This is a genomic window from Devosia sp. A369 (assembly GCF_054489345.1).
Map to the genome: position 1 here is coordinate 1 of NZ_JBTMWV010000029.1, position 26,126 is coordinate 26,126.

The window sequence follows — 26,126 nt, forward strand, 5'->3', positions numbered from 1 at the left end:
GAAAATCAGCCATGATGTCTCCTCCATATTCAATCTAATGTCGTATTTTTAACACAATTCGAACGGCCTGACAGATGTGTAGGAATATTGTTGTATTCGGTTTGATTTATTGTAATGGAAGTAGATATTCGCGGCGGTGTCTTTGTTAATTGGGTCTTTATCAAAGAACGAACTATATTTTTGTTTTATTTACATTGCGCCGCTGCTGTCACTTTTCTGTGTTCTGGTCTCGATCTCACACTGGCGACGCTGCTTAAATGCTGAAGTGGATGGGTCTTCGATAATTGTCGCAAGGCGCAGAAGGCCACCTCCGCCAGCAAAGCCGTCGAAATCGCTGTCTAAATCGGCAGATAGATGCGCACCGATGTTCGCCGTGCTCAGCACGGTGGAACCGCCGGGCCTTGATTTGCACATTGCGCCGGTACAAATCTCGGGGTCGTCGACCATCTCAGCCAACTGCATGGCCCGAACGGTTTCGGCGGTGTCTGTCTCATAGACCGTGGTGCGTAACCGTCCGCTCGCGCATCGCAGCGGCTGCGCCGTGGTCGTGTTCATCCGCGCGCGGCAATGGAGAGGACGCGGATGCCTCGCGCGGGTGAGCAACGGACATTGGCCCGCTATGGACCCAATCGTTTTGTGCTGATCATCAAACGGGTAATCTGCATCTCCACGATCTGGGAGATCTCGAACTGCAGATCACCGATAGCCACCACTGATCCCTCTCTGGGAAGAGCTCCTTGGTTCCACAGAACGTAACCGGCAGCGGTCGAATAGCGGTCGGCTTCATCAACTAGATCGACCTCAAGTGCATTGGAGAGGCGCCTGATGTCGACGCCGCCATCGGCAATCCAGATGCCATCATCCTGCTGCAGCAGCATCGGCAGTGGCTCATCCTCTTCGGGAAATTCGCCGGCAATGGCCTCAAGGATGTCGGTTGGTGTCGCTACGCCCTGCATGACGGCATATTCATCCAGCACCACCGCCATCTGCAGCGGCGAGTTCCGAAGCTGCTCGATGAGCTTCAGGACATTGGCGCTTTCGTGGACAACAAGAGGTGCCCGGATGGAGCGCTCCAGGTTGACCTTGCGGTCTTCGATGATATCGCGCAGCAAGTCCTTGGCCAGGGCGATGCCAAGAAACTCATCGAGACTGCCACGGCCGATCGGAAAACGGGAATGGCCGAGGTCGAGGATCTTGGCCTGGAGGGCTTCTGTGCTGTCCTCGATGTCCAGCCAGTCGATCTCTGTACGCGGTGTCATGATGGACATGACGGGGCGTTCGGCAAGACCCAGAACGCCCTGGATCATCTCCTTCTCCTCTTTCGCGAAGATCGCGCCGCCTGCCGATTGTTCCGCGATGACATCCACGGTTTCGCCCAGACTCATGTCACCCTTCTTGCCGCCGAGCAGGCTAAGCACAGCGTCGGCCGTGCGCTCCCGCAAGTCAGCGGTTTTGAGAAACTTCTCGCGGTTGCGGCGACCGATCTGGTTGAAGGATTCGATCAGGATCGAAAAGCCGATGGCGGCATAGAGGTATTCCTTGGGCAGATGGTAGCCGAAGCCCTCGACGATCAGGGACAGGCCGATCATCATCAGGAAGCCCAGGCAGAGGATCACTACGGTCGGATGCTTGGACACGAAGGCCATGAGCGGCTTGGATAGCAGCAGCATGACGCCGACCGCGATGATCACGGCGATCATCATGACCGACAGATGTTCGACCATGCCGACGGCGGTGATGACGCTGTCGAGCGAGAACACCGCGTCAAGCACGACAATTTGCACAAGGACCTGCCAAAAGACGGCATGAACGACCTTCCCCTCCTTGGGCCCGTGGTGGCCTTCAAGGCGCTCATGCAGCTCCGTGGTGCCTTTGAAGAGCAGGAACAGGCCGCCGAACAGCAGGATCAGGTCTCGACCTGAGAACTCCATGTCCAGCACGGTGAAAAGTGGCTCCGTCAGCGTGACGATCCACGCCACCGAGGCCAACAAGCCTAGGCGCATGATCAGTGCCAGGGACAGACCGATCACGCGGGCGCGCTGCCGCTGGTGTTCAGGAAGTTTGTCGGCCAGGATGGCGATGAAGACGAGGTTGTCGATGCCGAGAACGATCTCGAGCAGGATCAGGGTACCGAGGCCAGCCCATGCAGCGGGGTCGGACATCCATTCGAAGAACATGTGGTTGCGGCGCCGTTAGGCTACCGTCCTTGTGTCAGTTAAAAAAAGTCGTGATGGCCAGCCAGCCGGCGTAGACGAACGCGGCAATGACCCCGGAAACGATGATCGCCGAGGCGATCGAGATTGCCGTGCCGATCAACACCCAAAAACCGTCCCTTTCGATCAGGCCCAGGGCGAGCACGCAGATGGCGATCGCCGGCAACATGTTGCCCAACGGGATTGGGAGGAAGAGGATGACGGCCAGTATCAGGGCGATGGCGCCGATCAGATACTCTGCTGGTGGTTTGACGAGGATTTCGAGGCGAGGCCGCATGAGCTTTTCAGCTTTCTGCAGCCACGGCCCGACCTTGACGACGACTTTTTCGAAGTCGGTGCGAGCGAACGAGCGGTCGGCGATCAGACGCGGCAACCAGGGCGGTCGGCCGAGCATGAGTTGGGTTGCCAGAAAGAGCAGCGGTGCGCCCAGAACGCCTGAGACGCCGGGTGGTACCGGGATGGTATTGGGAACGGCGAAGATGAAGATCATCGCCGCGATGGCGCGATGATCCAGTTCGGCCAACAGATCGCGGACGTAGATGCGATCGCGACCTGGCTTGGCCGCGATCCTGAGCAGGGTTGCTGAGAGACGATGGTCGTCCTGCGACGGGGTTTCGTCTTCGGCGAGACTTCGACTGGGGTCGGACATGAAGGATCAGAACCCGATCTCGTCGTCGCCAAAACCGCCGAAGTCGTCACCGCCGTGATCTTCATCCAGCGCCGGTGCGTCCTCGGCCATGGCCTCACCGGGCGACAGCATCCCGGCGATGGCGCTCCCCAGCAGCACGCCGCCGGTGACGCCGAGCGCGGTCTGGGCTGCACTGGCAAGGAAGCCGCCACCAGGCTGATTGGGCTGCTGCTGACCGGGCGTAACGCGTCGGGACGATGGGCGTCCGGGTTGCTGGCTACCGCCAAACAGGCCCCCAAAGAAACCGCCGCCCGCCAGTCGATGTGCCAGTTCCGCTTCGAGCTCGGTAATGCGATCCTGCGCCACCGACAAGGCGTGTTCCTGCACCAGCACGGTCTGCGCCATGTAGTATGGGGCAACCGGCGCTGCAGAGACGCACTGCTCGATCAGAGCGACTGCGTCGGCGTCGCGATCCGGGTTCTGACGGGCGACAGTGTCGAGGCGATCGAACAGCCCCTCGATGGCTTTGCGGTCTTCAGGTGCGAGCATGTGCAAGGATTCCTATTCTTCGCGCTGGCCGGTGAGCTGCAGCAGTAGCTGGAAGATGTTGATGAAGTTCAGGTAGAGCGACAGGGCGCCCATGACGGCAAGCTTTTGGTTGGCTTCGGCGCCGGCATGCTCAACGTACTGCTCCTTGATGGCCTGGGTATCCCAGGCCGTCAGTCCGACGAAGACGATGATGCCGATGATCGAGATGACGAACTGCAGCGTGTCCCAGCCAAGGAAGATGTTGATGATCGAGGCGATTACAACACCGATCAGACCCATGATCAGCAACGAACTGAATTGGGTCAGGTCGCGCTTGGTGGTGTAGCCATAAAGGCTGGTAGCGCCGAACATGGCGGCGGCGGCAAAGACTGTGCGTACGATGCTGGTGTCGGTGAAGACCAGGAAGATCGAGGCCAGCGACAGGCCCATGACCGCGCTGAAGGCCCAGAACAAAGCCTGCGCTGCACCGGCCGAGATCGAATTGATCTTGAACGAGAAGAACAGCACGAAGGCCAGTGGCGCCAGCATCACCACCCACTGCAGGGGCGAGGAGAAGATCGGCACGTAGAGCGCTGGTGTGGTGCCGATGACGAACGAGACAATGCCAGTGACCACAAGTCCGATGGCCATGTAGTTGTAGACGCGCAGCATATGGCTACGCAGGCCGGCGTCGAACTGGACGCCAGTCACCGTTGTCGCCGGATTGCTCCAGCGGAATTGGGAGCTAGGGGCTCTCATAGGAAGTCTCCATTCAATAGAGGGTATCGGCCAGGCCGGTGGCGGCCGCACCGAGAATTTCGGGGCGTTCGTCGCCCAGGAGCGCATAGGCGATTTCGCCGATCTGCCAGTAGGCACCCGCTACATCCCCCATCTGCGCCGCGGTCACCGGCGAAACCGCGAAGTGGCCTGGACGGGCGGAGAAGAGGGAAAGCGAGCCGTACGGCTCGGCCTGGATTGCCATCTCGATGCTGGGACCGAATTGGGAGGGAAAGACCTGGACGTCGGTCACGACCCAATCCGCCGGCAGCTCTGGCATGGTGATCGCGGTCGCGGACAGCAGTTCCGCTCGGTCGTAGTCCGGCGCCTCGGGTTGGGAATACATTGCGGCCCGCAGCAGGCTCGCCTGCCGGGCGTTCAGCGCCGCCTCGACATAGCCGGGAAGCATGGCCTCGCTGGTCGATTGCGCCGCGAACTGGGCATGCGCGAACCAACCGGCTGTGACCAGAACGGTCGCTGCGATCGCAGGCCGGAAGCGCTGGGCCCAGGCGTGGCGCCTGAGCGCTCCCTCGATCCGTCTGGCTGCATCCCCGGTAGCAGGCCGAGCGAAACCCGGCTCGACAACAAGCGCCATCCGCAGCTCGTGGCGATTGCGAAGGTCAGCCATCACTTGGGCGGCGGCAGTAGGCCGCTCGGCCAGGTAGGTCTCAACTTCGATGCGTCTGGCGACGTCGAGCTGATCATCGATATAGGCATGCAGGTCGTCTTCGGACACCTTGTCACTTCTGGCCATCATGTCCTCCGACGCTTCTGAAAGGAATGAGCTTGCCCCCAGGTGCGGCTTCAATCTCACGCAACCGATCGCGGGCCCGGGCGATGCGCGACATCACCGTCCCGATCGGGACGCCCAGCACCTCGGCGACTTCCTGGTAGGAAAGCTCTTCGATCGCGACCAGGTGAAGGACGGCACGCTGCTCTTCTGGGAGTTCCAGAAAGGCGCGGCGAACCTGCGACAGCCGAACGCTGTCGTCTTGTGGTGCCGGGGCGTAAGTGGGCTGCAACCGAGAGGCGGCCTCATCGCGACGGGTCATGGCGGCAGCGGATCGCTTCCGGTCGATGAAGCGGTTATGCAGGATGCCTATCAACCAAGCCTGCAGATTCCCGTCAGGACGAAAGCTGCGACGGCTTTCATGGGCGTCGAGCAAGGCGTCATGCACCAGGTCCTCAGCATCGGCCTCATTCCGGGTCAACGACAGCGCATAGCGTCGCAATCCAGCGAGCTGGCTCCTGACATCGATGCGGGACGTCCACTTGGGCATATTCAGTATGCGTATCTCGACGACGGATTATTCCATCCCGATGTCGATTTATTTTCGCGGAGCCTGATTTTATCCGAAAAGGGCAACCAGGGCTATCGCCGTCAGTGCCAGCCCAGCGTGTGAATAGGCGCGTGGTTTGGGCGCCGATCGGCACGATAAGTCATTGAAATCTCAATCACGAGCGGGGTCACATGATGGCGCCGAATTACACCTGTCGGTGATTGACAGCATGCGCAAGGTGAACGGCATCGTCACCTGGACCGACCTGCTCAACAAGGCGGATTGCGGCCCCGCTAGCGCTAGTTCTGGCACGGGCTGGCGTCTGCCCTCCATTGCAAATTCGGATCGCCTCCTCCGGGCAAGGCGCGCGAGGTGATGACGAAGGACACTAGCCACAGGTACCTGCCTACACAGACAAGGATTTTAACTCAAACCCTTGTTGTCTTCCGACATCGACACTTCCGTCTCGGCCAACGCGTCCTTCTCTAGCTGGCCACGTCCTCGATGCGCACGACGTGGCCCGCACCCACATCGCGGAACGCCCGTTCTGGTGGCTGATAGCCGAGGGCGCGGATCGGGCTGCGGATTTCGTCATTGCTGATCGAGCGGCGCATATTGCGGCGGGCCGGATCGGGTACCGGCACGGCGGCCATGAGCTTTTTAGTGTAGGGGTGCTGCGGATTGGCGAACACCGCCTCACGCGGACCGATTTCCACGATCTCCCCCAGATACATTACCGCCACGCGATGGCTGACCCGCTCGACCACAGCCATGTCGTGGCTGATGAAGAGATAGGACAGGCCCAGCTGCTCCTGTAGGTCGAGCAGCAGATTGACCACCTGCGCCTTGATCGACACGTCGAGCGCCGAAACCGACTCGTCGGCGATGATGACTTTTGGATCCAGCACCAGCGCCCGCGCGATGGAAATACGCTGGCGCTGACCGCCCGAGAACTCATGGGGATAGCGGCGCAGCATGTCGGGCGACAGCCCCACCTGGTCCATCAGGGCGGCAGCCTTGTCACGCGCCTGGGCGCGGTTACCCAGGCCATGGGCCAGGAATGGCTCCATCAGCGCTTCAGAGACCGACATGCGCGGGTTGAGGCTCGCATAGGGATCCTGGAAGATCATCTGCACCTGCTGACGCAGCGCATTGAGCTCGGTTTTGCCCATGGTGCGCACATTGCGTCCCTCAATGGAAATCTCGCCGCTTTCGCTATCGGTCAGCCGCATGATCGAGCGGCCGATGGTGGACTTGCCACAACCGGATTCGCCCACCAATGCCAGGGTCTCCCCCTTGAACAGGTCAAACGAAACCTTTTCGACGGCGTGGACGGCACCGGTCTTGCGCCCCAGCCAGCCCCCCTTGACGCTAAAGCGCGTCACCAGATCGCGCACGCGCAGGATGGGCGTGCTGGTATCAACGGGCCTATCCAGCGGGCGCTCAAGCCCAGCAATGCCAGTCTCGCGGTCAACGATGCCAAAACGCAGCGGATGGCTCTTGCCGGTCATCGAGCCCATGCGCGGCACGGCCGCCAGCAAGGCGCGGGTATAGGGATGATCCTGCCTGGCAAAAATCTGCGCCGTGGGGCCGGCCTCGACCGCTTCGCCGCGATACATCACGACCGTCCGGTCAGCCACTTCAGCCACCACGGCCATATCGTGGGTGATAAAGAGGACGGACATGCCTTCCTCTTCCTGCAGCGTCTTGATCAGGTCCAGAATCTGGCCCTGGATGGTCACGTCGAGCGCCGTTGTCGGCTCATCGGCAATCAGCAGCTTGGGACTCGACGCCAGCGCCATGGCGATCATCACGCGCTGGCGCATACCGCCGGAAAACTCATGCGGGTAGGCCTTGAGGCGCTGATCGGCGTTGGGAATGCGCACTTTTTCCAGCAGGCGGATGGTCTCGGCCCGCACTTCGGCGGCGCTCAGCGTCTTATGCGTGGTGAGCGCTTCGGCGATCTGTCGCCCGATGGTGAACACCGGATTGAGCGAGGTCATCGGCTCCTGGAAGATCATCGCCATTTCGGCGCCGCGCAGCTTGCGCAGCTCGGAATTGTCCAGCCCGATGAGTTCGCGCCCATTGAGCTTGATCGAGCCCGACATTTTGGCGGCGCCGCTGGGTAAAAGGCCCATGATGGACAGCGAGGTAACGCTTTTGCCCGAGCCGGATTCGCCAACGATGGCGACGGTTTCACCCGGCATCACATCCAGCGAGATGCCATGCAGAACCTGCTGCCATTTGCCTTCGACAAGGAATGACGTCTTCAGGTCGCGGATCGACAGAACGGGCGTTGTCATAGTTTCCTCGTCTCAGATGACGCGCATGAAGAGTTTTGCGGCAGGGCTTTGCTCACGGCTTATCCAGCACGATGGCCGCTCCATAGGTCGCGCGTCGCGTGGCCGCAGCGGTCAGCGTGCCATCAGCGTCGCGCAGGGCCGCCGTGACCCGGCCAATGCTGCCGGCCTTGACCACCGACACATCGTGGCCGGCTTTGCTCAGCGCATCGCGCGTGGTTTCGGGCAGATCGGCCTCGACCACGACGCCGCCGGGGTGGCGGGAGCGCGGATAGAACGAGGCCGGCATATGGGTGGAGTGGAACATCGGGGCGTCGAGCGCCGCCTGCAGGTCCATGCCCGAATGCAGATAGCGCAGCAGGAACAGCAATTGCCATTGATCCTGCTGATCGCCGCCGGGCGTGCCAAAGCTCAGACGCCGCCCATCCTTGTGCCAGGCAAGGCTGGGCGACAGCGTGGTGCGCGGACGCTTGCCGGGGGCGAGCGAGCCGGGCACGCCGTCTTCCAGCCAGAACATCTGGGCGCGGGAATTGAGGCAAAAGCCAAGGCCAGGGATGATGGGCGAGCTTTGCAGCCAGCCGCCTGACGGGGTGGCAGAAACCATATTGCCCCAACGGTCGATGACATCGAGATGCACCGTATCGCCGCGCGGCACGGTTGCCAGATGCGCCATGGTGGGCTCGTACACCGCGCCTTCGGGCAGGCTGACCCGATTGAGCAGCTCGAGCATCTGCTCGACCTGTTCGGCATAGCCGGGCACGACCCCGGGACGCAGAGTGTTGTCGGACTCTGCGCCGATTTGAGCGCGGCGGGCCTTGGTATAGGCCGGGTCGAGCAATGCCGCGGTCGGCACGGGGGTGAAGTTCGGATCGCCGTAGTAGATTTCGCGGTCGGCAAAGGCGAGCTTTTGCGCCTCGATGACCAGATGCACAAACTCAGGCCCAAGGGGATCGAGCTTGGCCAGGTCATCGTCGGCCAGCAAAGCCAGGGTTTGCAGCAGCACCGGCCCCTGACCCCAGGGACCGGTCTTTGCGACAGTCCAGCCGTGATAATCGAATGTAGCGGGCGCCTCGTAATGGGCGGCATAACCAGCCAGGTCTGCCGCTGTCAGCACGCCGCGATGGGCGGTGCCGCTGGCATCCATGGCTTCGGTTTCGGCAACGAACTGACCGATCCGCTCGGCGACGAAGCCGCGATAAAACGCATCGCGGGCCGCGTCGATCCGCGCTTCGCGGGACGCGCCTTGTGCCGCGGCAACAATACGGCGCCAAGTCGCGGCGAGGTCGGCATTCACAAAACTGCTGCCGCGCGCCGGCGGCGCACCATTGGGCAACCAGAGCTGGGCCGAACCAGGCCAATGCTGCCGGAAGAAATCGGCAAGGCGGGCAATGGTATCGGCGGCACGGTCGAGGATCGGATGACCATCGGCCGCCAGATGGATGGCCGGGGCCATGACATCGGCCAGCTCCATGCTGCCATGGTCGCGCAGCATCAGCATCCAGCCGTCAAAGGCACCCGGAATGACACTGGCCAGCAGGCCATCGCCGGGGATCAGATGCAACCCTTCGGCGCGGTAGTGCGCGATGGTTGCGCCCGCCGGGGTCGGACCCTGCGCGCACAGAATCTGCGCCGCGCCGTCTTTCCAGATGATCGCAGGCAGATCGCCGCCCGGACCATTCAAATGCGGCTCCACCACCTGCAGCACCAGCCCGGCGGTCACGGCGGCGTCGAAGGCATTGCCACCGGCTGCAAGAATATCGGCACCCGCCTGTGTGGCGAGCGCGTGTGTCGAAGCAATAGCGCCGGTCATCCATTGTCTCGCGGATCGAGAGCATCACGCAGACCATCACCCAAAAGGTTGAAGCCCATCACCACCATGAAGATCGCCAGGCCGGGCCAGATCGCCATATAGGGCGCCTGCGCCAGAAAGTTCTTGGCGGTCGACAGCATCGCGCCCCAACTTGGATGCGGCGGTTGCTGGCCCAGCCCAAGGAAGGACAGCGAGGCCTCGGCAATGATGGCCGTAGCGATGGTCAGCGTCGCCTGCACCAGCAAAGGCGGAAAAATGTTGGGCAGCACGTAGCGCCATAGAATGCGCCGATGGCCGAGCCCGAGGGCGCGCGCGGCATCGACATATTCCTCGGTCTTGACCGACATCACCTGACCTCGAGCCAGGCGGACGAATACCGGCACAGCCGACAGGCCAATGGCAATCATCGCATTGGTCAGGCTTGGCCCGAGAAAGGCCGCCAGCGCGATGGCGAGGATCAAGAAGGGCATGGCCAGCATCGCATCAGTGACGCGGGCGATGATCTGGTCGGTCCAGCCGCCGAAATAACCGGCGACCATGCCCAGCGGCACGCCGACGGCAACGGCGATCAGCACCGAAATCACGCCCGCCATCAGCGAGGCGCGCGCGCCCCACAGCATACGCGAGAAGATATCGCGGCCGATTTCGTCGCTGCCGAACCAGTTGGCAGCCGATGGCGCCTTGCGCACCAGCGCCCAGTCGGTCGCGGTCGGATCGGCAATCGGCAGGATGGGGGCCAACAGCGCCATGACGCAGAAAAACACCACCACCACGCCACCAATCAGCGCGCTCCGATTGCTCTTGAACTTGGCCCAGGCGCGGCTTCCGCTGCGCGCTGGGACAGTCACAGTCGCCGTTGTCGCGCTCATAGGGTTGCCCTCATGCGTGGGTTAAGCAGGAAATAAAGCATGTCGGCCAGGAGGTTGATCAGGATGAAGCCGGTCGCGGTGACCAGGACGACGCCCTGCACCACGGCATAATCACGGTTGAACACCGCATCAACGATCATCTTGCCAAAGCCCGGAATGGTGAAAATCTGCTCGGTCAAAACAGCGCCGGCGAGCAGTTCGCCGAACATCACCGCCGACAGCGTCACGATCGGCAGCAGTGCATTGCGCAGCGCGTGCTGCAGGATGACGCTTTTTTCCGAAAGGCCCTTGGCCCGCGCGGTACGCACGTAATCAGCTTGCAGCACCCCCAGCATGGCCGAGCGGGTATGGCGCATCAGCGAACCGGCGATGGCGGTGCCCAGCACGATGGAGGGCATCAGCGTGGTCTGAAAGCTGCGCCAGGGATCGACGAACGGGGTTTCATAGCCGGAGGCCGGGAGCCAGCCCAGATTCACCGAAACGAGCAGGATCAGCATGATGCCGAGCCAGAAATTTGGAACGGAAAGGCCGGACAGGGCGACGAAATTCGCCAGATAATCCCAGAACGTGCCTTTCTTGACGGCGGAAATCACGCCGGCAGGAATACCGATCAGCATCGCGAAGATCATCGACATGACCGCGAGCTGGATGGTGACGGGGAGCTTTTGGGCAATCAGCGCGGTCACGGGAATACCGCTGCGCAGCGAGCGCCCGAGGTCGCCCTGCAACACGTCGCCCAGCCAATAGATATACTGCCAGATGAGCGGATCATTCATCCGGTACAGCTCGCGCAGATAAGCGATGGTTTCCGGATCGCGGCTTTCACCGGCCATCACCAGGATCGGATCGCCCGGCAGCAGCTTCTGCAGCATGAAAACAAAGATCGACACCAGAATCAGCGTCGGAACCGCGACCAGCACGCGGCTCAGAAAATATCGCATCATGGACGTGGTTTCCGTGTTCGAGTGCCCCGCCGGCCTAAAAAGGCCGGCGGGTTCGAAAGACTAGCCGGTTACGCCACGCAGGCGGATGATGCCGTCAGCATAGGGGGTGAAGCCCTCAATGCCCTGACGCAGGGTGTAGAAATACTTGATGTGGTAGAGATAGATCAGCGGCAGATCATGCTGCAGGATCTCGGTCGACTGATCGTAGAGTGCCTTACGGACTGCGGGATCAGCTTCGGTACGGGCCTGATCGAGAATACGATCAACCTCCGCATTGGAGTATTTCTGGTCGTTATTGGAGCCCGAGGTGTGGACGAAGGGGTGGATGTTGGCGTCCGGATCGACACGGCCCGACCAGCCCTGCTGAGACATTTCAAAATTGCCGACGACGTTCTCGGACAGCAGCGTGGCGAACTCGGTGGCGCGCAGCACGATGTTGATGCCAGCTTCTGCGGCCATGGCCTGAACGACCTGCCCCTGCTGCATGGCAACAGGCGCGTTGCCGGTCTGCAGCTCAATAGTTACTGGGGTTTCAACGCCAGCCTCAGCCAAGAGCGCGCGGGCCTTTTCGATGTCGCGCGCCGGAACCGGGAAGCGCTCATCATACCACGCGGTGCCTGGAGCAGCCCACTGGTTGCCGGTCACATATTGGCCGTCGAACACGACCTGGTTCAACGCGTCACGGTCAATTGAGAGCGACAGCGCCTGGCGGACCAGTGCGTTGGCACCCAGCGCCGCTTCGGAGCGCGGACCATTGGCGATATTGATGGTGATGCCCTGATAGCCGATGTTCGGCACTTCAAACAGCTGCAGGCGGCTGTCTTCACGGATCGAGGGCACGTCGGACGGCGCAGTGCGCTCGACGATATCGAGATCGCCCGCGCGTACGTTGGCGAGACGAACGGTGGTGTCTGGGATCGGCATGAAGATCACGCGATCATAGGCGTATTGGTCGGCTTCCCAGTAGTCAGCGAATTTCTCGAGGGTGATGCGGTCGCCTTCGACGCGGCTCACAAACGCATAGGGACCGGTACAGACCGGGCTCTGGCCGAAATTGTCACCGGCAGCGTCGGCTGCGTCGGGCGAATACATGCGGCCCGCATGGTGGGCGAGCTGGGCAATCAGCGTCACGTCTGGCGCTTTCAGCGTGATGGTCAGCTCGTGCTCACCGGTGACTTCCGTACCGGCAATCGAGGCCAGCTCGGCCTTGCGACTGGACGTCGGCAGGGTCATGTTGCGGTCGAGGACGCGGCTGGCGGACTCGGCGTTGAACGGGGTGCCGTCATGATGGACGACGCCTTCGCGCAGGGTCAGGACCAGCGTCAGGCCATCTTCCGACCACTGCCAATCGGTCGCCAGTTCAGGCGTGATCTGCATGTTCAGGTCGGTGTTGAACAGACGGTCGCAAAGCTGCTCATAGACGAGTGAGGAAACGAAGGTCCGCGACAGCGCGGGATCAAGGGACTCCGGGTCTTCGTTGAGACCGATACGGAGATCTGCTGCATAGGCAGTGCCGCCCATCGCAACAGACAGCAAAAACGCTGTCAGCAAATGCTTCTTCTTCATTCTACACTCCTCAATAAAACTAAAACTCTGATTGTTCCAGGCACGACACCGAGCGAGAACGGTCGGCAAAGCCGCAGGCCGCCACTCAGTGGAGCGTCGCTTGCGCCTCCCCACTCCGCACCCAGTTCGAGATTTTGCCGGAATGTGCAGGCGGCGATTTCTACGGCCCGCAAGCGCTGCACATCAGATGGCGAATGAATTGCGTCAAAGGCGCCCAGCGCCTGGCGCCGCCCAGAACGGACAGCTGGAACGGCGAAGCCGGTGGGCAACGCCATCAAGGAAGGCCAAGTGCGGCGCAGAACCGCATCAGTCTGGGCAAAAGAAAAACAACTCATCCGCTCATGCATATGAATGTTGAGATATGATGGCAAATCATTTCTGGGCCCGCGCCTGTAAGGCATATTGTCAGGACTACCGAAATGATTCAGCGTTATTCGAATGAGAGCATAGCGTCGCTTATATGAATTCTAGTTCGGAAAATACTTCTACAAGTATATTAAAAGACAGCACAGGTATTTTCGAAGCAGATTGGTGCGGACTGCTTTTGCGCGGTCACAAGAAAGTCAGGGCGGCAATTGCTTGGGAGGCGTTGATGCAAATGGATTATCTTTACAGGGTTTTGGTTGCAGGCCCTGAAGGTGACGGACGTCGCCGTCACGACTGCGCCCGACCTTGGCAGCATTACGAGCATTGAGGCGCTCTCGATCTTTGTGCCGCCTCATTCCGCGGAGGATTGGCACCTACGTGTATTTCCGGAGCCCAGCGAGAAACGCTCTAAAGCCTCGCTCTAGTGGTTGTGGGGGCGGCGAAAAAACTATCGTAATCAGGCCTCATACGCACCGCAGCGGCTCCAGTTTCGCAATCTGTGAATAGGCGCGTGCTTTGGGCGCCGATCTGCACTGTAAGTCATTGAAATCTCAATCACGGGCGGGGTTACATGATGGCTCTGACGCACATTCGATGATCGCCGGATCATGTCGCTCCGATCAGTCTGGCCTGGAGCAAGTCAAGTTTGGCGCGACCGTACATCTGCCGCTTGACCAGCTTGAGCTTGTTGATCTGCCCTTCGACCTGACCGTTGGACCATGGCTGGGTGATCGCCGCGCGGATGGCGGATCTATCATTGCTGATACCCTTGGCAAAGGATGCGATCAGGCGGGGGCCGGCCTCTGCGATCCACGGATCGAGCCGCGCGACATCCTTCTTGCGGATCATAATGTGGAAATCGTCGACAACCCGACGCGCCTCTGCAAGCATTGGAACGCCGGCCTCGATGGCGGCGATGGTGACGGTCTCTGCCTTGCTCAGATGATCGCGAGCGGTAGTCATCAACCGCGCGATGGTTCTGGCGGACGGCACCCTGTGCAACTGCTGATCTGAAGCCGTCTCGGCTCGCCGGCGACGCGTTGTCCATTCACCCACAACGCGCAAAGAACCCCGAAAGCCTTTCTCCCGCAGCTGGCGCCACAGGTCGGCACCGTTGCTGCAACCTGACCGCCATTGCTCGTCCAGCCAGGGCAGCCAAGGTTCCAGCGAACTCTGTCGGCCCCGGAACATCTCGGTGGGTTGACCGCGGATGACCTGCCGCACGAGTTTCCGGCTATGGCCAGTCAGTCGGACGATCTGCTTGATCGCAATACCCTCGCCGGCAAGCTTGAGGATCGCCGCGCTTGTCTCCTCGCGCCGGACATAACCATCATATTGCAGCCTCTCGGCCGAGGTCAGCAGTTCGGGGTTGATTGTCGTGGCGGCGCCAATTGCGGCCCGGATCGACCGCATGGACTTGCGGACGGCATCGGTAAAAGCAGCGCTGGCATTTTCCATCAAGTGCCAGCGGTCAGCAACCTGGATTGCTTTGGGCAGCGCCCTTGCTGCCGCAGCGCCATATCCGTCACCGCGATCACGGGAGACGATGCCAATTTCCGGATGATCGGCGAGCCAGGCCGCCACAATGGCGATTTCTCGATCAGGCAACAGGGCTACGATCCGCCGCCGCTCCAGGTCGCAGACGACGGAACCGTACCGATGGTTCCTGCGCCAGGCCCAGTCATCGATGCCGACAACCTTCAGAACCTCAGTGGGCTGGCGGGCCCGGCGCCGCACCACCCTGAGCAGCGTGTCGTTGCTGACCGGCACCATCAGCCGCCGGGCCAAGCTTGCCGCCGGCCGTCCTCCAAGTGCCACCCCAAGATGATGAACAATACATTCCAGCCGCGACGACCGTCGTGATCGCTCTGCCACAACGCCATCGGCAAGGCGCTCAGCAAAGATCTTCCGCCGACAGAATGGCACGTCGCAAACGAACCGCCGGGCCATCAGGCGAAGTTCAACCCGACGACCCGCACAAGGCAGGTCGGAAACGGTCCGGAGATAGCGGCTATGAATGCGTCTTGAGCGAGTTCCGCACAGCGGGCAAAGCCGCTCAGGCTCCGCCGACCGCGCCAGAACCACGATCTCCGCCTCTGTCTCGGTTATGCTCTCAACGACCAGTCCAGCCGGGATTAAGGACGAAATCCGCATATTCATCGCCATGCTGCTGCTTCCTCTTCGAAAACAGCACCACTTCGCCAGAAAGTATCATCGAGAGTGAGTCAGAGCCCCTGCCACGTGCCGAAGACGGTTCGATAACGCTCACCACACGCCTGGGCTACCAAAGGAACCGTTGTCTGATTCAGCATACTGGGGCGCTCGTTTTCAGCTCATGTGTCGTTGCATCGTCCGCGCACGTCGCCCGCGACGACCGTAGCGATGTGCGTGTCGTTCGCGCCGAAGAGCAGATCACTCTGCCAGTGACCTGGAACGGCGCGATCCTCAGCCTCGGCGGGGCGATTATGGATGGAGACCATATCCAGGATTTGCCCTTGTCCAGTCCGAGTTTGTACGCTTTTGGCCAGGCGCATCCGCCTCCTGGTCGCAGAATAAAACGCGTCCTACGGCTATTCGTTGACAGATATCGGTTGACGGTCTACGGTTAACCGACAAGGAGATCGTGAATGGCTTCAGAGAGATTCCTATGGTCGACAAGCAGCGTTGTGCCCGCGTCACCCGCGCCAGTATTGGGCGAGCAGGTGACCAATACGTTGCGCCGCATGATCATCGCGGGAGAAATACCCGTCGGGACTCATCTGGTGGAGGCGTCTCTCTCTGAGATGTTCGGGCTTAGTCGTGGGCCAATAAGGGATGCGCTTAACAAACTCGAGCTCGAAGGGCTTGTGGAGAGCCGAAAGCGCGGCGTCTTCGTGTTGGGGATCACGGCTGCGGACATAGATGAGCTCTATGTTTTGCGCGAAACGCTCGAGTCGAAGGCGATCGAACTTTGCATCAATATTGAAGATGCAGACTTGTCTGGGATGAAAAGCATACTGGAAACGATGAAGGTCGCTGCGGATAGCGCGGATAGCTCATCGTATTCCGAGCTGGATCTGGAATTTCACACGGGCTTCTACAAGCTGGCCGGCAATCGGCGGATGCTGGAAGTCTGGGCGCACTACCGTCCCACCTATGCTGTGATGATGTCGGTGGCCGAGCGCAAGGAGGTCGATCTTTCTGTTGTGCATGAAAGCCACATCCGGATCGTTCGGCTGATTGAAGAAAAGCAGACGGCCAAGGCCCTCATCGAAATCAAAAATCACCTCCTGGAATCGAAAGCCCGAATCCTTGAGGCCAGATCGCTTCGCTGACAGCGGATTGATAATTTTGCGCGTAAAAACGGAGGATACTCAAATGACCAAGCGCCGTGACTTTCTGAAGTATAGTGGTGCCACTCTCGCATCGCTTCCTATCATCAGTGCTTTTGGTGTCTCGTCGGCCTTCGCCGATACCGGCACACTCAGCATCTACTCCAATCTGACTGGCAGCAAGCAGGCGGCTGCCGATGCGCTCTATGCTGCTTTTGAGGCGGCAAATCCCGGCGTGAAAATTGAAGTCACGGTGTTTGGCGACGTGGCGTCCAGCCATACCAAGCTGCAGTCGGCGATTGCTGCCGGCGTGGTGCCCGACGTGGTCATCAATCACTATTACCTAGCGCCGGTATATGCGCGCGGCGGGCATCTGTTTGAGCTGTCGGATGACGTCCTTGCTGCCAACGAGCTGGACTTGTCGCAGCTTGACCCCCGCTTCGTGCCGAGCGGCGAATATGACGGCAAGCGCATCAGCCTGCCGATGTTCGCCAGCAGCCGTACCTTGATGTACAACAGCACGGCTTTGGCCGAAGTCGGCCTGGATGCGTCCGTCCCTCCCCAGAACTGGGAAGAACTGCGGGCATGGGCCAAGGCTCTCACCAAGCGTGACGGCGATACCCTGGTGCGTGCCGGTCTGGCGCTGAACGTTCCGCCCGGTGAATATGGCGAGAACCTTTTTGCTCTGCTGCTGTGGGGTGCTGGTGGCGCGATCCTTTCGGATGACGCCAAGACTGCAGCGTTCAATTCCGATGCTGGCCGTGCGGCCCTCGAATTCTGGCATTCTCTCATCCATGTCGATAAGGTCTACGACATCGGTTTCACCGGCCCCGGCGGCAACAATTCCTTCCTCAGCCAGTCTGCCGCACTCACCTATGGTCTCAACCCGATCGCCATGTTCTCGGCTCGCGATGGCATTGAGTTCGGTTCCCTGCCGATCCCGGGAAAGGATGGCGGCGCTGTCAGCATGTCCGATCCGTTCTCCTATTATGTCATGCGCAATGGCAAGAATACGGACATGGCGCTCAAGTTCATCGCCTTCGCCAGCGCGATGGAACCGCAGGTCGATTTCTGCGCGGCCACCTATAGCTTGCCCGCGCTCAAGGCGGCGCAGTCCGCGCCGGAGATCGCAAGCCTGACCCAGCTTACGCCATTTGTGGATGCGCTGGATATTGCGCGACCTCTGCCTTTGACGCCGCATTACACGGCAATCTGGGAGGCCATCAGCCGCCATATCGAAGAGGGCCTGAGCAACAAGAAGGCACTTGATGTGGCTCTCGCCGATGCGGAAACCGAGGTTAATCGGATTCTGTCGCGCTAACACCCGACGATCTGATTTGACGCCAGGAGATGGCCAGTGCCTTTAGGATTTCGTATCCGGTCTGCATTGAGTGCGGGATCAAGTGAAAAAATCACAGCTTATGCGCTGGTCATTCCCGCGCTGATTATTCTTGCATTTTTCTACTTCATTCCCATTCTGGCCACCACCGCCTTCAGCTTTACGGATTACTCCCTGGTCAATCCGTGGGGCTGGGTCGGCCTCGAGAACTACGAGGAGGTCTTTTCCTCCGAGCAGTTTCGAGTGGCGATGATCAACACCGTCATCTTCACGGTTGGCACCGTTGTGCCGAGCATTGCCATTGGGCTGATTACCGCAGCACTCCTGGAAACCAAAATCCGGTTCAAGTGGCTGTTCAGGCTGGCGCTGTATGCGCCAGCTCTCACCTCTTTGGTTACCGCATCCATGGTCTGGATTTGGGCCTATGATTACCAGCTGGGTTTGGTGAACCAGGCGCTGACTTTCGTCGGAATTTCTGGCCCAAACTGGCTCAACGACCCGAAAAGCGCCATGCCGGCGTTGATCATCATGAGCATCTGGCGTTCGTTCGGCTTCTGCATGCTCGTCTATGTCGCGGCATTGCAAGGGGTGTCCAAAGAACTCTATGAGGCCGCTGAGCTTGATGGTGCAAACTGGTGGCGCAAGTTCATCGACATAACCATTCCGTCCCTGCGACCGATTACCTTCTTCCTGGCCGTGACTGTCACCGTTTCGGCGTTCCAGGCTTTTGACGCCATCTTTGTTATGACAAAGGGCGGGCCGAACTCGACGACTACGACAGTGGTGCATCAAATCTATCGCAACGGCTTCGAGTTTGGCCGGATGGGATACGCGTCCGCCATGGCGCTGGTGCTGTTCTGGCTGCTGGTCGCCATCTCCGCAATCAATGCCATTGGCTTTCGACGCAAACCGCGCCGGTAAGTTTGGCCACCGCACCCCATCGAGCGATCGGTAAAATGACAGCTATTGCACAATTCTCCCGAGGCATCTGGAGCGGAAGGTCCGCGGCCTACTGCATCCTCTCTTTGGTCTCTCTGACGACGATCGCACCGTTGTTCTTCATGATCATCACTGCTCTGAAGAGCAATGCCGAGATCTATAGTCAGTCGCCAAGCTTTTTGCCTCTGACACCGTCCCTGGCGAATTTTTCAGAAGCCTTGGGTCGGTCCAACTTCCTGCTCTACATTACCAACAGCTTCCTCTACGCGGGCGGCGCCACCATCTGCATGCTGATCCTGGCATCGATGGCCGGTTACGCTTTGGCTCGCCTTCGTTTTCCGGGCCGCACTGCAATTTTCGTTTCGATTATCGCGCTCCTGCTTGTCCCGTGGGAAACGCACCTCATCCCGAACTTCTTGACGATTCGTTTCTTTCCACTTGCGGGCGGTAACGACATCTTTGGGCAGGGCGGGTCGGGTTTCGTGAACACCTTTCCCGGTCTCATCATCCCCGGTGCAGTAACGCCATTCGGTATTTTTCTGATGCGCCAGTTCTTCTCCACCCTGCCAAGGGAGATCGAGGAAGCTGCCATCATTGACGGTGCGTCGCACCTGCGCATCCTGATCGAAATCGCGCTGCCTCTGTCGCGTCCCGCTCTGGCCACTCTGGGAATCCTTACCTTTGTGGGCACTTGGAACGCCTTCACCTGGCCACTCGTGGTGACGAATTCCGCCTCGATCTACACGATCCAGCTGGCGCTCCAGGTGTTCCGCGAATCCAGCCCCATTCAGGACTGGGGCATCCTGATGGCTGCTTCAACCATCTCAGTGTTTCCTTTGATTTTGGTCTTCATGTTTGGACAGAAGTACTTCATCGCTGGCATGGCGTACTCTGGTCTGAAGGGATAATTACTATGCTGTCCACGAGTTCGCATCAGCTCTCCGGCGAGCGATACATCATTGACGCCGGCGCCGTCGTGTTGGTCGATATTGGCAATCCGCGTCTCAAGCGGGCAGGGGCATTCCTCGCGTCCGAAATGACGCGATTGTCCGGCCAGAATTGGCGCATTGCGACGACCGACGACGGTAAATCGGCCACCGTAATCCTGCGCATGGCGGCAGACGGCGATGGCTACGCCAGTGAAGACCTCTCCATCAACGTTTTGCAGTCCGATGGTCGGGTGCAGGTCGAAGTCGTGGCCGGTAGCGACAGCGTCGTCCTCGCCGCAGTCGGGCAATTGCTGCGGCGCAGCGACGTTGCCGATGGAAAGGTGCGGCCGCTTGCCGGCAGCTGGCGCTTCAGGCCCAGCTGCAAGGTCCGTGGTCAGGTGCTGGCGAACCACAAGCAAACCAACACGTTCGACTTGTGGACCTATGAGGAGTGGGAGCGCTACCTCACCGAGCTTGCTGTTTGGGGCAACAATCTGATCGTGGTCTATCCCGCGCAGCCCTCGCGCTGGCATGGCGCCCTGCCATACGCCACGCCCCCCTGGTTCGACTCCGAGGAGCGCCGGAAGGAGTGGGACCGCCAGATGGCGATCCAGGCTCGCATTCCCGTCCTATGTCGGGAACTTGGCATGCGCTACGGCGTCTATCTGTCGCCAAATGACATCTGGCCGCAGCAGGTCATCAACGATCCAAGCCTGGCGAAGAACTCGGCGTCATTCGTTTGTCCGAATATTCCGGCCGCGCGGCGGGAAATTACCGCCCTGCGCAAGACGATGTTCGAGTTTCTGGACAATATCGATGTGCTGTTCATTCCGTCGCGGGACGATGGCGGCTGCCCCGGTTGCCCAGACTGCGATCCTTGGTCTGCGCCTTACATCGACCTTGTCGAAGAGCAGTCCGCCCTGGTGCGGTCCATCCACCCCGACTGCACCATCTGGCTGTCGCAGCAGGGTCTTTCGGCCAGCGACGCCCAGCATGTTCTGAACTGGTTGTCCGAGACCAAGCCGGACTATGTCGAGGGTGTCGTCTATGGCCCCTTCAGTGAGACCATGACGTTCAGCCCGGCGGACGGGCAGGGCGGAGGCCTGTCGCTTGAGCAATATCCGGGCATGGACTTTTTTGCGTCCGGGCCGGCACGGTTGCGCTCGGCGCTCGACGGAAAATACGCTCTTTTGCAATACCCCGACGAGGTCCACGCCTTCCAGTCGCAGTACCCCATCGTCGAGATGGATCCGCTGTTGCAATATGTCTGGGCCCGCCAGGATGCGCCTGTCCCGCGGATCATGGACACCATTCGCCAGTACAAGGGCATAGCGCCCACCGCCGACGGTATTGTTCCATATTCGGAAGGCAATACCGACGACATCAACAAGTTCGCCTGGACGGCGCTGATGTGGAACCCTGGCACGACGGCGGAAGAGATCGCCTTCGACTATGCCAACACCACATGGGGCCGTGATGCGGCCGAAGCGGGCGCCCAACTCATCCTTGCTATCGAACGGGCCCTCAATGGCGCTGTGTCGATGGACGGCGAAATGAGCCTGCGTCGATCACTGGTCGGCACCGTGGAAGCTGCCAACTCTTCGGTCAGGTCTGACTGGCGCTGGACCAGCCTTGTAGTGTGCGTTGAGCTGATCGAGCACGCCAAGACGGTCTTTTCGCGTGACCGGGAGCTCGCGGCGATCTTGCGGTACCGGGTTGCCGAGTGGATCGAGAACGCCGATCTCCGCGATGGACTGGGACGCACCATCGCCTATCTGGACAGGCGCTTGTCCGAGAGCGATGCGTCATTGCGCGCCCTGGTGGGGACGCGGTCCCGTCTGTTCGAGCAGCACAAGCTTCGCATCCGCGCTGTCGCCCGGGCGCAGCGCAGTTATCAGGGCTTCGACACGCTGCGCGATGCCTTCAATGAAATTCTAGAGGGTATTGAGACCGGCGCACTGCCGACTTGGTCCGAACAGCACCTCGAAATCAAGCTGGCGCTTGAGCGTGTAGAGCTCAAGAGCGTCAACGCAAGCATTGATCGGCAAGTCGTCGATCACCTGCAGGAATTCGCCTGGGAGACGGGAAAAGTTACATGGTAGGCAAGGCGGAAAGCGAAAGAATGCTGTTCAAGAATAAGTTGAAAACCGCCGAACTGGTCCTGGGAACCTGGGTCAGCAGTTCTGACCCGCTGGTTTCGGAAGCCGTCGCACAGTCAGCCTTCGAGTTCCTGATTGTCGATTGCGAGCATGGCCTGATGGACACCAGCGCCATGCTGATGAACCTTATCGTCGCAAGGGCCGCCGGCAACAAGACGCTTGTGCGGCTTGCCGACAACGACACCCATTCCTTTATGAGGGCGCTCGATGGCGGGGCCGATGGCGTGCTGCTTCCCCGGGTGGAAACGGTCGAAGAGGTTCGGCGCGCGGTCGAAATCTGCAAGTATCCTCCGGTCGGCAAACGCGGCTTCGGTCCTTTGCGCGCCGCCAGTTACTACCGTGATATCGAAGGCTACACCGCCACCGCAAACGACAGCTTCGTGGTGATGGTGCAGATCGAGACCGCCCAGGCGCTAGACGCTCTCGACGAGATTCTTGACGTTGAGGGCCTTGATGGCGTGCTGGTGGGCCGAAACGATCTGGCGGGCTCGCTGGGACTGCCACGTGACCATGCCAATTCGGAGTTGAACGCCATATCGGCGCAAATTCTCGCCAAGGCCAAGCAGCGTGGCATGATCCGGGCGATTGCGACGGGCGGCAGCGGAGAAACCACGGAGCACCTGATGAGCCTGAATGCCAACGTGATCGCTGCGGGTGGCTACATTGAGTACATGGTGAGCGGCATGGACGCCCACTTCGCAAAACTTCGTGACGGCTGGAGCTCGAAATGACCACCATTGCTCTGAAGAATGTCGGCAAGAGTTACGGCAGCGCCGAAATTCTGAAGGACGTCAATCTTGAGATTGCGTCTGGAGAATTCGTAGTCTTCGTTGGTCCATCCGGCTGCGGAAAATCCACGCTGTTGCGATGCATCTCCGGTTTGGAGGAGATTTCAACTGGCGAGCTATACCTCGACGGCATGCTGTCGAACGACGTAGCGCCGTCCAGGCGCGGCGTTGCCATGGTTTTTCAGAGCTATGCTCTCTATCCGCATATGACGGTTTACGAGAACATGGGCTATTCGCTCAAACTGCAGAAGCTCTCGAAAGCCGCGATCCGGGCGAAGGTGGAAGAAGCCGCTGCCAAACTCGAGCTGACGAAATACCTCGACCGGCTGCCGAAGGATTTGTCCGGCGGACAGCGCCAGCGTGTTGCGATCGGACGGTCGATCGTTCGCGATCCCAAGATCTTCCTGTTCGATGAGCCTCTCTCCAATCTCGACGCGTCGCTTCGCGTTCAGATGCGGCTGGAAATCGCCGCTCTGAATGAGCAGCTTCCGAACACCACCATGGTTTACGTGACCCATGACCAGGTGGAAGCCATGACCTTAGCCGACCGCATCGTGGTGCTCAAGGATGGCGTCATCCAGCAAATCGGCACGCCGCTTGAGCTTTATGAAACCCCCAGGACGCAGTTTGTGGCCGGATTCATCGGCTCGCCCAAGATGAACTTCCTGTCCGGCCCGTTTGCGCAGCCCTTCGGCGCCCCCACTGTCGGCATTCGCGCTGAACACCTTGAGCTGGACCTGCAATCCGGCTCATGGAGCGGCAAGGTCATCCATTCGGAGAATCTGGGGTCGGACAACTATGTCTATGTCGACCTCGGATCGACCGAACTTGTCGTCGTCCGCCTCGGCGGCCGCATCGCTGTCCGCGCCGGGGATATGGTGTATCTCACGCCAACGCCGTCCGAACTTCACCGCTTCGACGTCCAGGGCAACACTCTGGCTGCCGCTTAAATCAGGCGGCCCCCGGGGGCGTCAACAACGGAAGATGATTTTATGGCCCGCCGTTACTTCGTAGGGATCGACGTCGGTACGCGTAGCGCGCGCGCCGGTGTCTTTGACGAGACGGGGGTGTCACTGGCCACCGCGAGCCACGACATCACCCTGCATTTGGGGCCGGGAGATCGTGCCGAACAGTCCAGTTCGGATATCTGGCAGGCGGTGTGTTTCAGCGTGAGCACCGCCGTGCGCAATGCCGGAATTTTCGCCAGCGATGTTGCCGGAATAGGGTTTGACGCCACCTGCTCACTGGTGGTGCTTGGTGATGGCGCGGCGCCGTTGCCGATCGGTGATTCTGGCGATGATGAGCGGAACGTCATTGTCTGGATGGACCATCGGGCGCTCAATCAGGCCGAACGCATCAACGCCGCCGGTCATTCGGTGCTGCAATATGTCGGCGGACGAATCTCACCCGAGATGCAGACTCCGAAATTGCTGTGGCTGCGCGAAAATAAACCCGATGTCTTCGCCAACGCGTGGCAATTTTTTGACCTTCCAGACTTTCTGACCTGGAAAGCCACCGGCAATCTTGCCCGATCCACATGTACAGTCACCTGCAAATGGACCTATCTGGCGCACGAGCAACGATGGGACGCGAGCTATTTTGCCAGCATCGGTCTCGGCTCTCTCGCTGAAGAGGGGTTTTCGCGCATTGGCACTGATATTGTTGCCCCGGGCACCGCTATTGGGCAGGGGCTGACCGTTCAGGCGGCCCTGGAGCTGGGGCTCGAGAGCGGGACCCCCGTCGCGGCCGCCCTCATCGATGCTCACGCGGGGGGCATCGGAACCGTCGGCGCGCGCGGCGCAATCGGCTCGGTCACCTCGCGCATTGCCTATGTTTTTGGCACATCTGCCTGCACCATGGTATCGACCGAGAATCCTCGGATGGCCCCTGGCGTGTGGGGGCCATACTATTCCGCCATGGTTCCTGGCGTCTGGTTGCTTGAAGGTGGACAATCCGCTGCCGGGTCTGCCCTGGACCATCTTGTCACGCTTCATCCGGCAGCCGCCCTCCTGGAGGAGGAGGCCAGGGCTGCGAACGAGACGCTGGTTGCGCTGCTTTCAAAACGCGCTACCGGCGCCGTTTCGGACATGTCCGATGCCGCCAACCTTGCGGGCGATTTGCATGTTGTGCCCGAATTTTTGGGCAACAGGTCGCCTTACGCCGATCCCCTGTCCAGGGCATTGATTGCGGGTCTGGGCATGGATAAATCGCCTGAAAGCCTCGTGGCACTCTATGTCGCAGGGGTATTGGGCCTTGGCTACGGCGTGCGGCAGATCCTTGATGTTTCCCGCGCCGCCGCCGTATTTCTGGACGCCATTGCGATCAGCGGCGGTGCCGGGAAATCACCTTTGATCCGCCAGTTGCTTGCAGACGCAACCGGGCTCCCGGTGCTCGTGACCGCGGCCTCGGAGCCGGTCTTGCTCGGCTCCTCTATGCTTGGAGCGGTTGCTGCCGGCGTTCATGCATCGCTGAGTGAGGCGATGCAAGCCATGTCGTCCATCGAAGACGTCGCAATGCCGAGCGAACGGCATAGCGGTCTACACAGCCAGCGATATGACGCCTTTAGGGAGCTGCAAACCGCGGGCAGACGGATTCGCGGCCTGGGCCAGGCTGACTGAAATCTCCTCCCGGCTGTGCAGCATTAGCGCCTTGCGTACGGTATGAATTCGACGCAGTAGGTGTTCCCAGTTTGCTCTACGCATCAATCGTAGTCGCTCACCCTTGCCGGTTCGCCACCGAGAAATGGCGCATGTTCATATCGTCGATCAGCTTCTGGCGTAACGGGCTGACAGGGGTAGCGGAAAGGATCGTGGTCATCGTTGGGCTCCTGGGATGAAGGAGCTAAAATGGAACGCCCATACCGGGGGATGCTCAATCGGGCGATGACATCAGGGCCTGGCCGCTACCTCACCGCGCGTACCGACCCCGAAGCGAAGCAGCTCGCCACTACCCAGCGGGTGTCCTTCGCCGAAGTCTTCAGCGGACGGGGCGGGTTAGTGTGCCGATCGGCACTGGAATAACGCGCGTGTTCACAATTTAAGTGGTTAACGACGGTAGGAGCTAAATGGAGGGCAATGGCTTCACCTGTCACGATCGAGAATCCGGCGAATTTCCACACGATCACCGGGCAGGGGCTGGAAGGCAACTGACAATCCACGGGCTCGGATGGAGCAAAGGCTGAACGACGCGCCTCGGACCACACGAACACCCTCTTCAAAAAGCTTCCTCCGCGACTCCTTAGTTTGGACGTCGCTGGGGTGTCAACGGCGGAGTAAAATCCGGCCATTAGGCGGAGCAAGACCAGGCCACCTTTGGCGCGCACATGAGACCGCCGGGAGGGCATAGCCCGAGCGGGGGTCTCATGTGCGCGTGCGATTTTT

21 protein-coding genes and 1 pseudogene are annotated in these 26,126 nt (G+C 60.2%); 8 read left to right on the forward strand and 14 right to left on the reverse strand.

Features of this window, described 5'->3' with window-relative positions; genetic code table 11:
* Positions 1 to 189: 189 nt before the first annotated feature.
* The 14 genes and pseudogenes from ACX3OZ_RS19285 to ACX3OZ_RS19350 all read right to left on the reverse strand — a co-directional run.
* The gene (locus tag ACX3OZ_RS19285; RefSeq protein WP_459105252.1) at positions 190 to 555 is read right to left on the reverse strand and encodes a hypothetical protein; all 366 of its coding nucleotides are present in this window, start codon (positions 553 to 555) and stop codon (positions 190 to 192) included.
* Between the two features lie 62 nt (positions 556 to 617).
* Complete coding sequence (locus ACX3OZ_RS19290; protein ID WP_459105253.1) at positions 618 to 2,177, reverse strand: TerC family protein; 1,560 nt, start codon at positions 2,175 to 2,177, stop codon at positions 618 to 620.
* A 34-nt stretch (positions 2,178 to 2,211) separates the two neighbouring features.
* On the reverse strand, positions 2,212 to 2,862 hold the full coding sequence (locus tag ACX3OZ_RS19295) for an exopolysaccharide biosynthesis protein (RefSeq protein WP_459105254.1): 651 nt from the start codon (positions 2,860 to 2,862) through the stop codon (positions 2,212 to 2,214).
* A gap of 6 nt (positions 2,863 to 2,868) precedes the next feature.
* Positions 2,869 to 3,390, reverse strand: coding sequence for a DUF2076 domain-containing protein (locus ACX3OZ_RS19300; protein WP_459105255.1), 522 nt, complete (start codon positions 3,388 to 3,390; stop codon positions 2,869 to 2,871).
* Positions 3,391 to 3,402: 12 nt separating this feature from the next.
* Positions 3,403 to 4,128, reverse strand: coding sequence for a Bax inhibitor-1/YccA family protein (locus ACX3OZ_RS19305; RefSeq protein ID WP_459105256.1), 726 nt, complete (start codon positions 4,126 to 4,128; stop codon positions 3,403 to 3,405).
* A gap of 13 nt (positions 4,129 to 4,141) precedes the next feature.
* On the reverse strand, positions 4,142 to 4,900 hold the full coding sequence (locus ACX3OZ_RS19310) for an anti-sigma factor family protein (RefSeq protein ID WP_459105257.1): 759 nt from the start codon (positions 4,898 to 4,900) through the stop codon (positions 4,142 to 4,144).
* Positions 4,887 to 5,426, reverse strand: coding sequence for a sigma-70 family RNA polymerase sigma factor (locus ACX3OZ_RS19315; protein ID WP_459105258.1), 540 nt, complete (start codon positions 5,424 to 5,426; stop codon positions 4,887 to 4,889). The genes ACX3OZ_RS19310 and ACX3OZ_RS19315 overlap by 14 nt, the downstream gene beginning before the upstream one ends.
* 485 nt (positions 5,427 to 5,911) lie before the next feature.
* Positions 5,912 to 7,729, reverse strand: a complete 1,818-nt coding sequence (locus ACX3OZ_RS19320) for an ABC transporter ATP-binding protein (protein WP_459105259.1) — start codon at positions 7,727 to 7,729, stop codon at positions 5,912 to 5,914.
* A 52-nt stretch (positions 7,730 to 7,781) separates the two neighbouring features.
* Entirely contained in the window at positions 7,782 to 9,536 is a 1,755-nt protein-coding gene (locus tag ACX3OZ_RS19325; protein ID WP_459105260.1) for a gamma-glutamyltransferase family protein, read from the reverse strand.
* A complete protein-coding gene (locus ACX3OZ_RS19330; RefSeq protein WP_459105261.1) occupies positions 9,533 to 10,405 on the reverse strand; it encodes an ABC transporter permease in 873 nt (290 codons plus the stop codon). The genes ACX3OZ_RS19325 and ACX3OZ_RS19330 overlap by 4 nt, the downstream gene beginning before the upstream one ends.
* The gene (locus ACX3OZ_RS19335) at positions 10,402 to 11,349 is read right to left on the reverse strand and encodes an ABC transporter permease (RefSeq protein ID WP_459105262.1); all 948 of its coding nucleotides are present in this window, start codon (positions 11,347 to 11,349) and stop codon (positions 10,402 to 10,404) included. Before ACX3OZ_RS19335 ends, ACX3OZ_RS19330 begins: the two co-directional genes overlap by 4 nt.
* A gap of 60 nt (positions 11,350 to 11,409) precedes the next feature.
* The gene (locus ACX3OZ_RS19340) at positions 11,410 to 12,915 is read right to left on the reverse strand and encodes an ABC transporter substrate-binding protein (RefSeq protein WP_459105263.1); all 1,506 of its coding nucleotides are present in this window, start codon (positions 12,913 to 12,915) and stop codon (positions 11,410 to 11,412) included.
* Positions 12,916 to 13,887: 972 nt separating this feature from the next.
* On the reverse strand, positions 13,888 to 15,447 hold the full coding sequence (locus ACX3OZ_RS19345; RefSeq protein WP_459105264.1) for an ISL3 family transposase: 1,560 nt from the start codon (positions 15,445 to 15,447) through the stop codon (positions 13,888 to 13,890).
* 203 nt (positions 15,448 to 15,650) lie between these two features.
* Positions 15,651 to 15,827 (reverse strand): annotated as a pseudogene (locus ACX3OZ_RS19350) (IS30 family transposase); the annotation flags it as partial.
* Positions 15,828 to 15,908: 81 nt separating this feature from the next.
* On the opposite strand from ACX3OZ_RS19350, the gene ACX3OZ_RS19355 reads away from it, so the two are divergent.
* From ACX3OZ_RS19355 to ACX3OZ_RS19390, 8 genes are read left to right on the forward strand one after another with little or no spacing between them, the layout of a single operon-like run.
* Positions 15,909 to 16,595, forward strand: coding sequence for a GntR family transcriptional regulator (locus ACX3OZ_RS19355; RefSeq protein ID WP_459105265.1), 687 nt, complete (start codon positions 15,909 to 15,911; stop codon positions 16,593 to 16,595).
* Positions 16,596 to 16,638: 43 nt separating this feature from the next.
* Positions 16,639 to 17,913 carry an ABC transporter substrate-binding protein gene (locus tag ACX3OZ_RS19360; protein WP_459105266.1) on the forward strand — a complete coding sequence of 425 codons (1,275 nt, stop codon included), beginning with the start codon at positions 16,639 to 16,641 and terminating at the stop codon, positions 17,911 to 17,913.
* A 36-nt stretch (positions 17,914 to 17,949) separates the two neighbouring features.
* The gene (locus ACX3OZ_RS19365) at positions 17,950 to 18,852 is read left to right on the forward strand and encodes a carbohydrate ABC transporter permease (protein WP_459105267.1); all 903 of its coding nucleotides are present in this window, start codon (positions 17,950 to 17,952) and stop codon (positions 18,850 to 18,852) included.
* Positions 18,853 to 18,887: 35 nt separating this feature from the next.
* Positions 18,888 to 19,778, forward strand: a complete 891-nt coding sequence (locus tag ACX3OZ_RS19370; RefSeq protein ID WP_459105268.1) for a carbohydrate ABC transporter permease — start codon at positions 18,888 to 18,890, stop codon at positions 19,776 to 19,778.
* A gap of 5 nt (positions 19,779 to 19,783) precedes the next feature.
* The gene (locus ACX3OZ_RS19375) at positions 19,784 to 21,901 is read left to right on the forward strand and encodes a hypothetical protein (protein ID WP_459105269.1); all 2,118 of its coding nucleotides are present in this window, start codon (positions 19,784 to 19,786) and stop codon (positions 21,899 to 21,901) included.
* A 20-nt stretch (positions 21,902 to 21,921) separates the two neighbouring features.
* On the forward strand, positions 21,922 to 22,689 hold the full coding sequence (locus tag ACX3OZ_RS19380) for an HpcH/HpaI aldolase family protein (protein WP_459105270.1): 768 nt from the start codon (positions 21,922 to 21,924) through the stop codon (positions 22,687 to 22,689).
* Positions 22,686 to 23,696, forward strand: a complete 1,011-nt coding sequence (locus ACX3OZ_RS19385; RefSeq protein WP_459105271.1) for an ABC transporter ATP-binding protein — start codon at positions 22,686 to 22,688, stop codon at positions 23,694 to 23,696. Before ACX3OZ_RS19380 ends, ACX3OZ_RS19385 begins: the two co-directional genes overlap by 4 nt.
* A gap of 42 nt (positions 23,697 to 23,738) precedes the next feature.
* On the forward strand, positions 23,739 to 25,364 hold the full coding sequence (locus ACX3OZ_RS19390; RefSeq protein ID WP_459105272.1) for an FGGY-family carbohydrate kinase: 1,626 nt from the start codon (positions 23,739 to 23,741) through the stop codon (positions 25,362 to 25,364).
* The last annotated feature ends 762 nt before the right edge of the window (positions 25,365 to 26,126 follow it).

Excerpts from the sequence above, each read along its gene's own strand:
- ACX3OZ_RS19310 (WP_459105257.1), bottom strand. The coding sequence starts at position 4,900 with ATGGCCAGAAGTGACAAGGTGTCCGAAGACGACCTGCATGCCTATATC.
- ACX3OZ_RS19375 (WP_459105269.1), top strand. The coding sequence starts at position 19,784 with ATGCTGTCCACGAGTTCGCATCAGCTCTCCGGCGAGCGATACATCATT.
- ACX3OZ_RS19290 (WP_459105253.1), bottom strand. The coding sequence starts at position 2,177 with ATGTTCTTCGAATGGATGTCCGACCCCGCTGCATGGGCTGGCCTCGGT.
- ACX3OZ_RS19325 (WP_459105260.1), bottom strand. The coding sequence starts at position 9,536 with ATGACCGGCGCTATTGCTTCGACACACGCGCTCGCCACACAGGCGGGT.
- ACX3OZ_RS19300 (WP_459105255.1), bottom strand. The coding sequence starts at position 3,390 with ATGCTCGCACCTGAAGACCGCAAAGCCATCGAGGGGCTGTTCGATCGC.
- ACX3OZ_RS19360 (WP_459105266.1), top strand. The coding sequence starts at position 16,639 with ATGACCAAGCGCCGTGACTTTCTGAAGTATAGTGGTGCCACTCTCGCA.
- ACX3OZ_RS19295 (WP_459105254.1), bottom strand. The coding sequence starts at position 2,862 with ATGTCCGACCCCAGTCGAAGTCTCGCCGAAGACGAAACCCCGTCGCAG.
- ACX3OZ_RS19330 (WP_459105261.1), bottom strand. The coding sequence starts at position 10,405 with ATGAGCGCGACAACGGCGACTGTGACTGTCCCAGCGCGCAGCGGAAGC.
- ACX3OZ_RS19380 (WP_459105270.1), top strand. The coding sequence starts at position 21,922 with ATGCTGTTCAAGAATAAGTTGAAAACCGCCGAACTGGTCCTGGGAACC.
- ACX3OZ_RS19315 (WP_459105258.1), bottom strand. The coding sequence starts at position 5,426 with ATGCCCAAGTGGACGTCCCGCATCGATGTCAGGAGCCAGCTCGCTGGA.
- ACX3OZ_RS19345 (WP_459105264.1), bottom strand. The coding sequence starts at position 15,447 with ATGGCGATGAATATGCGGATTTCGTCCTTAATCCCGGCTGGACTGGTC.
- ACX3OZ_RS19355 (WP_459105265.1), top strand. The coding sequence starts at position 15,909 with ATGGCTTCAGAGAGATTCCTATGGTCGACAAGCAGCGTTGTGCCCGCG.
- ACX3OZ_RS19320 (WP_459105259.1), bottom strand. The coding sequence starts at position 7,729 with ATGACAACGCCCGTTCTGTCGATCCGCGACCTGAAGACGTCATTCCTT.
- ACX3OZ_RS19285 (WP_459105252.1), bottom strand. The coding sequence starts at position 555 with ATGAACACGACCACGGCGCAGCCGCTGCGATGCGCGAGCGGACGGTTA.
- ACX3OZ_RS19390 (WP_459105272.1), top strand. The coding sequence starts at position 23,739 with ATGGCCCGCCGTTACTTCGTAGGGATCGACGTCGGTACGCGTAGCGCG.
- ACX3OZ_RS19305 (WP_459105256.1), bottom strand. The coding sequence starts at position 4,128 with ATGAGAGCCCCTAGCTCCCAATTCCGCTGGAGCAATCCGGCGACAACG.
- ACX3OZ_RS19385 (WP_459105271.1), top strand. The coding sequence starts at position 22,686 with ATGACCACCATTGCTCTGAAGAATGTCGGCAAGAGTTACGGCAGCGCC.
- ACX3OZ_RS19340 (WP_459105263.1), bottom strand. The coding sequence starts at position 12,915 with ATGAAGAAGAAGCATTTGCTGACAGCGTTTTTGCTGTCTGTTGCGATG.
- ACX3OZ_RS19370 (WP_459105268.1), top strand. The coding sequence starts at position 18,888 with ATGACAGCTATTGCACAATTCTCCCGAGGCATCTGGAGCGGAAGGTCC.
- ACX3OZ_RS19335 (WP_459105262.1), bottom strand. The coding sequence starts at position 11,349 with ATGATGCGATATTTTCTGAGCCGCGTGCTGGTCGCGGTTCCGACGCTG.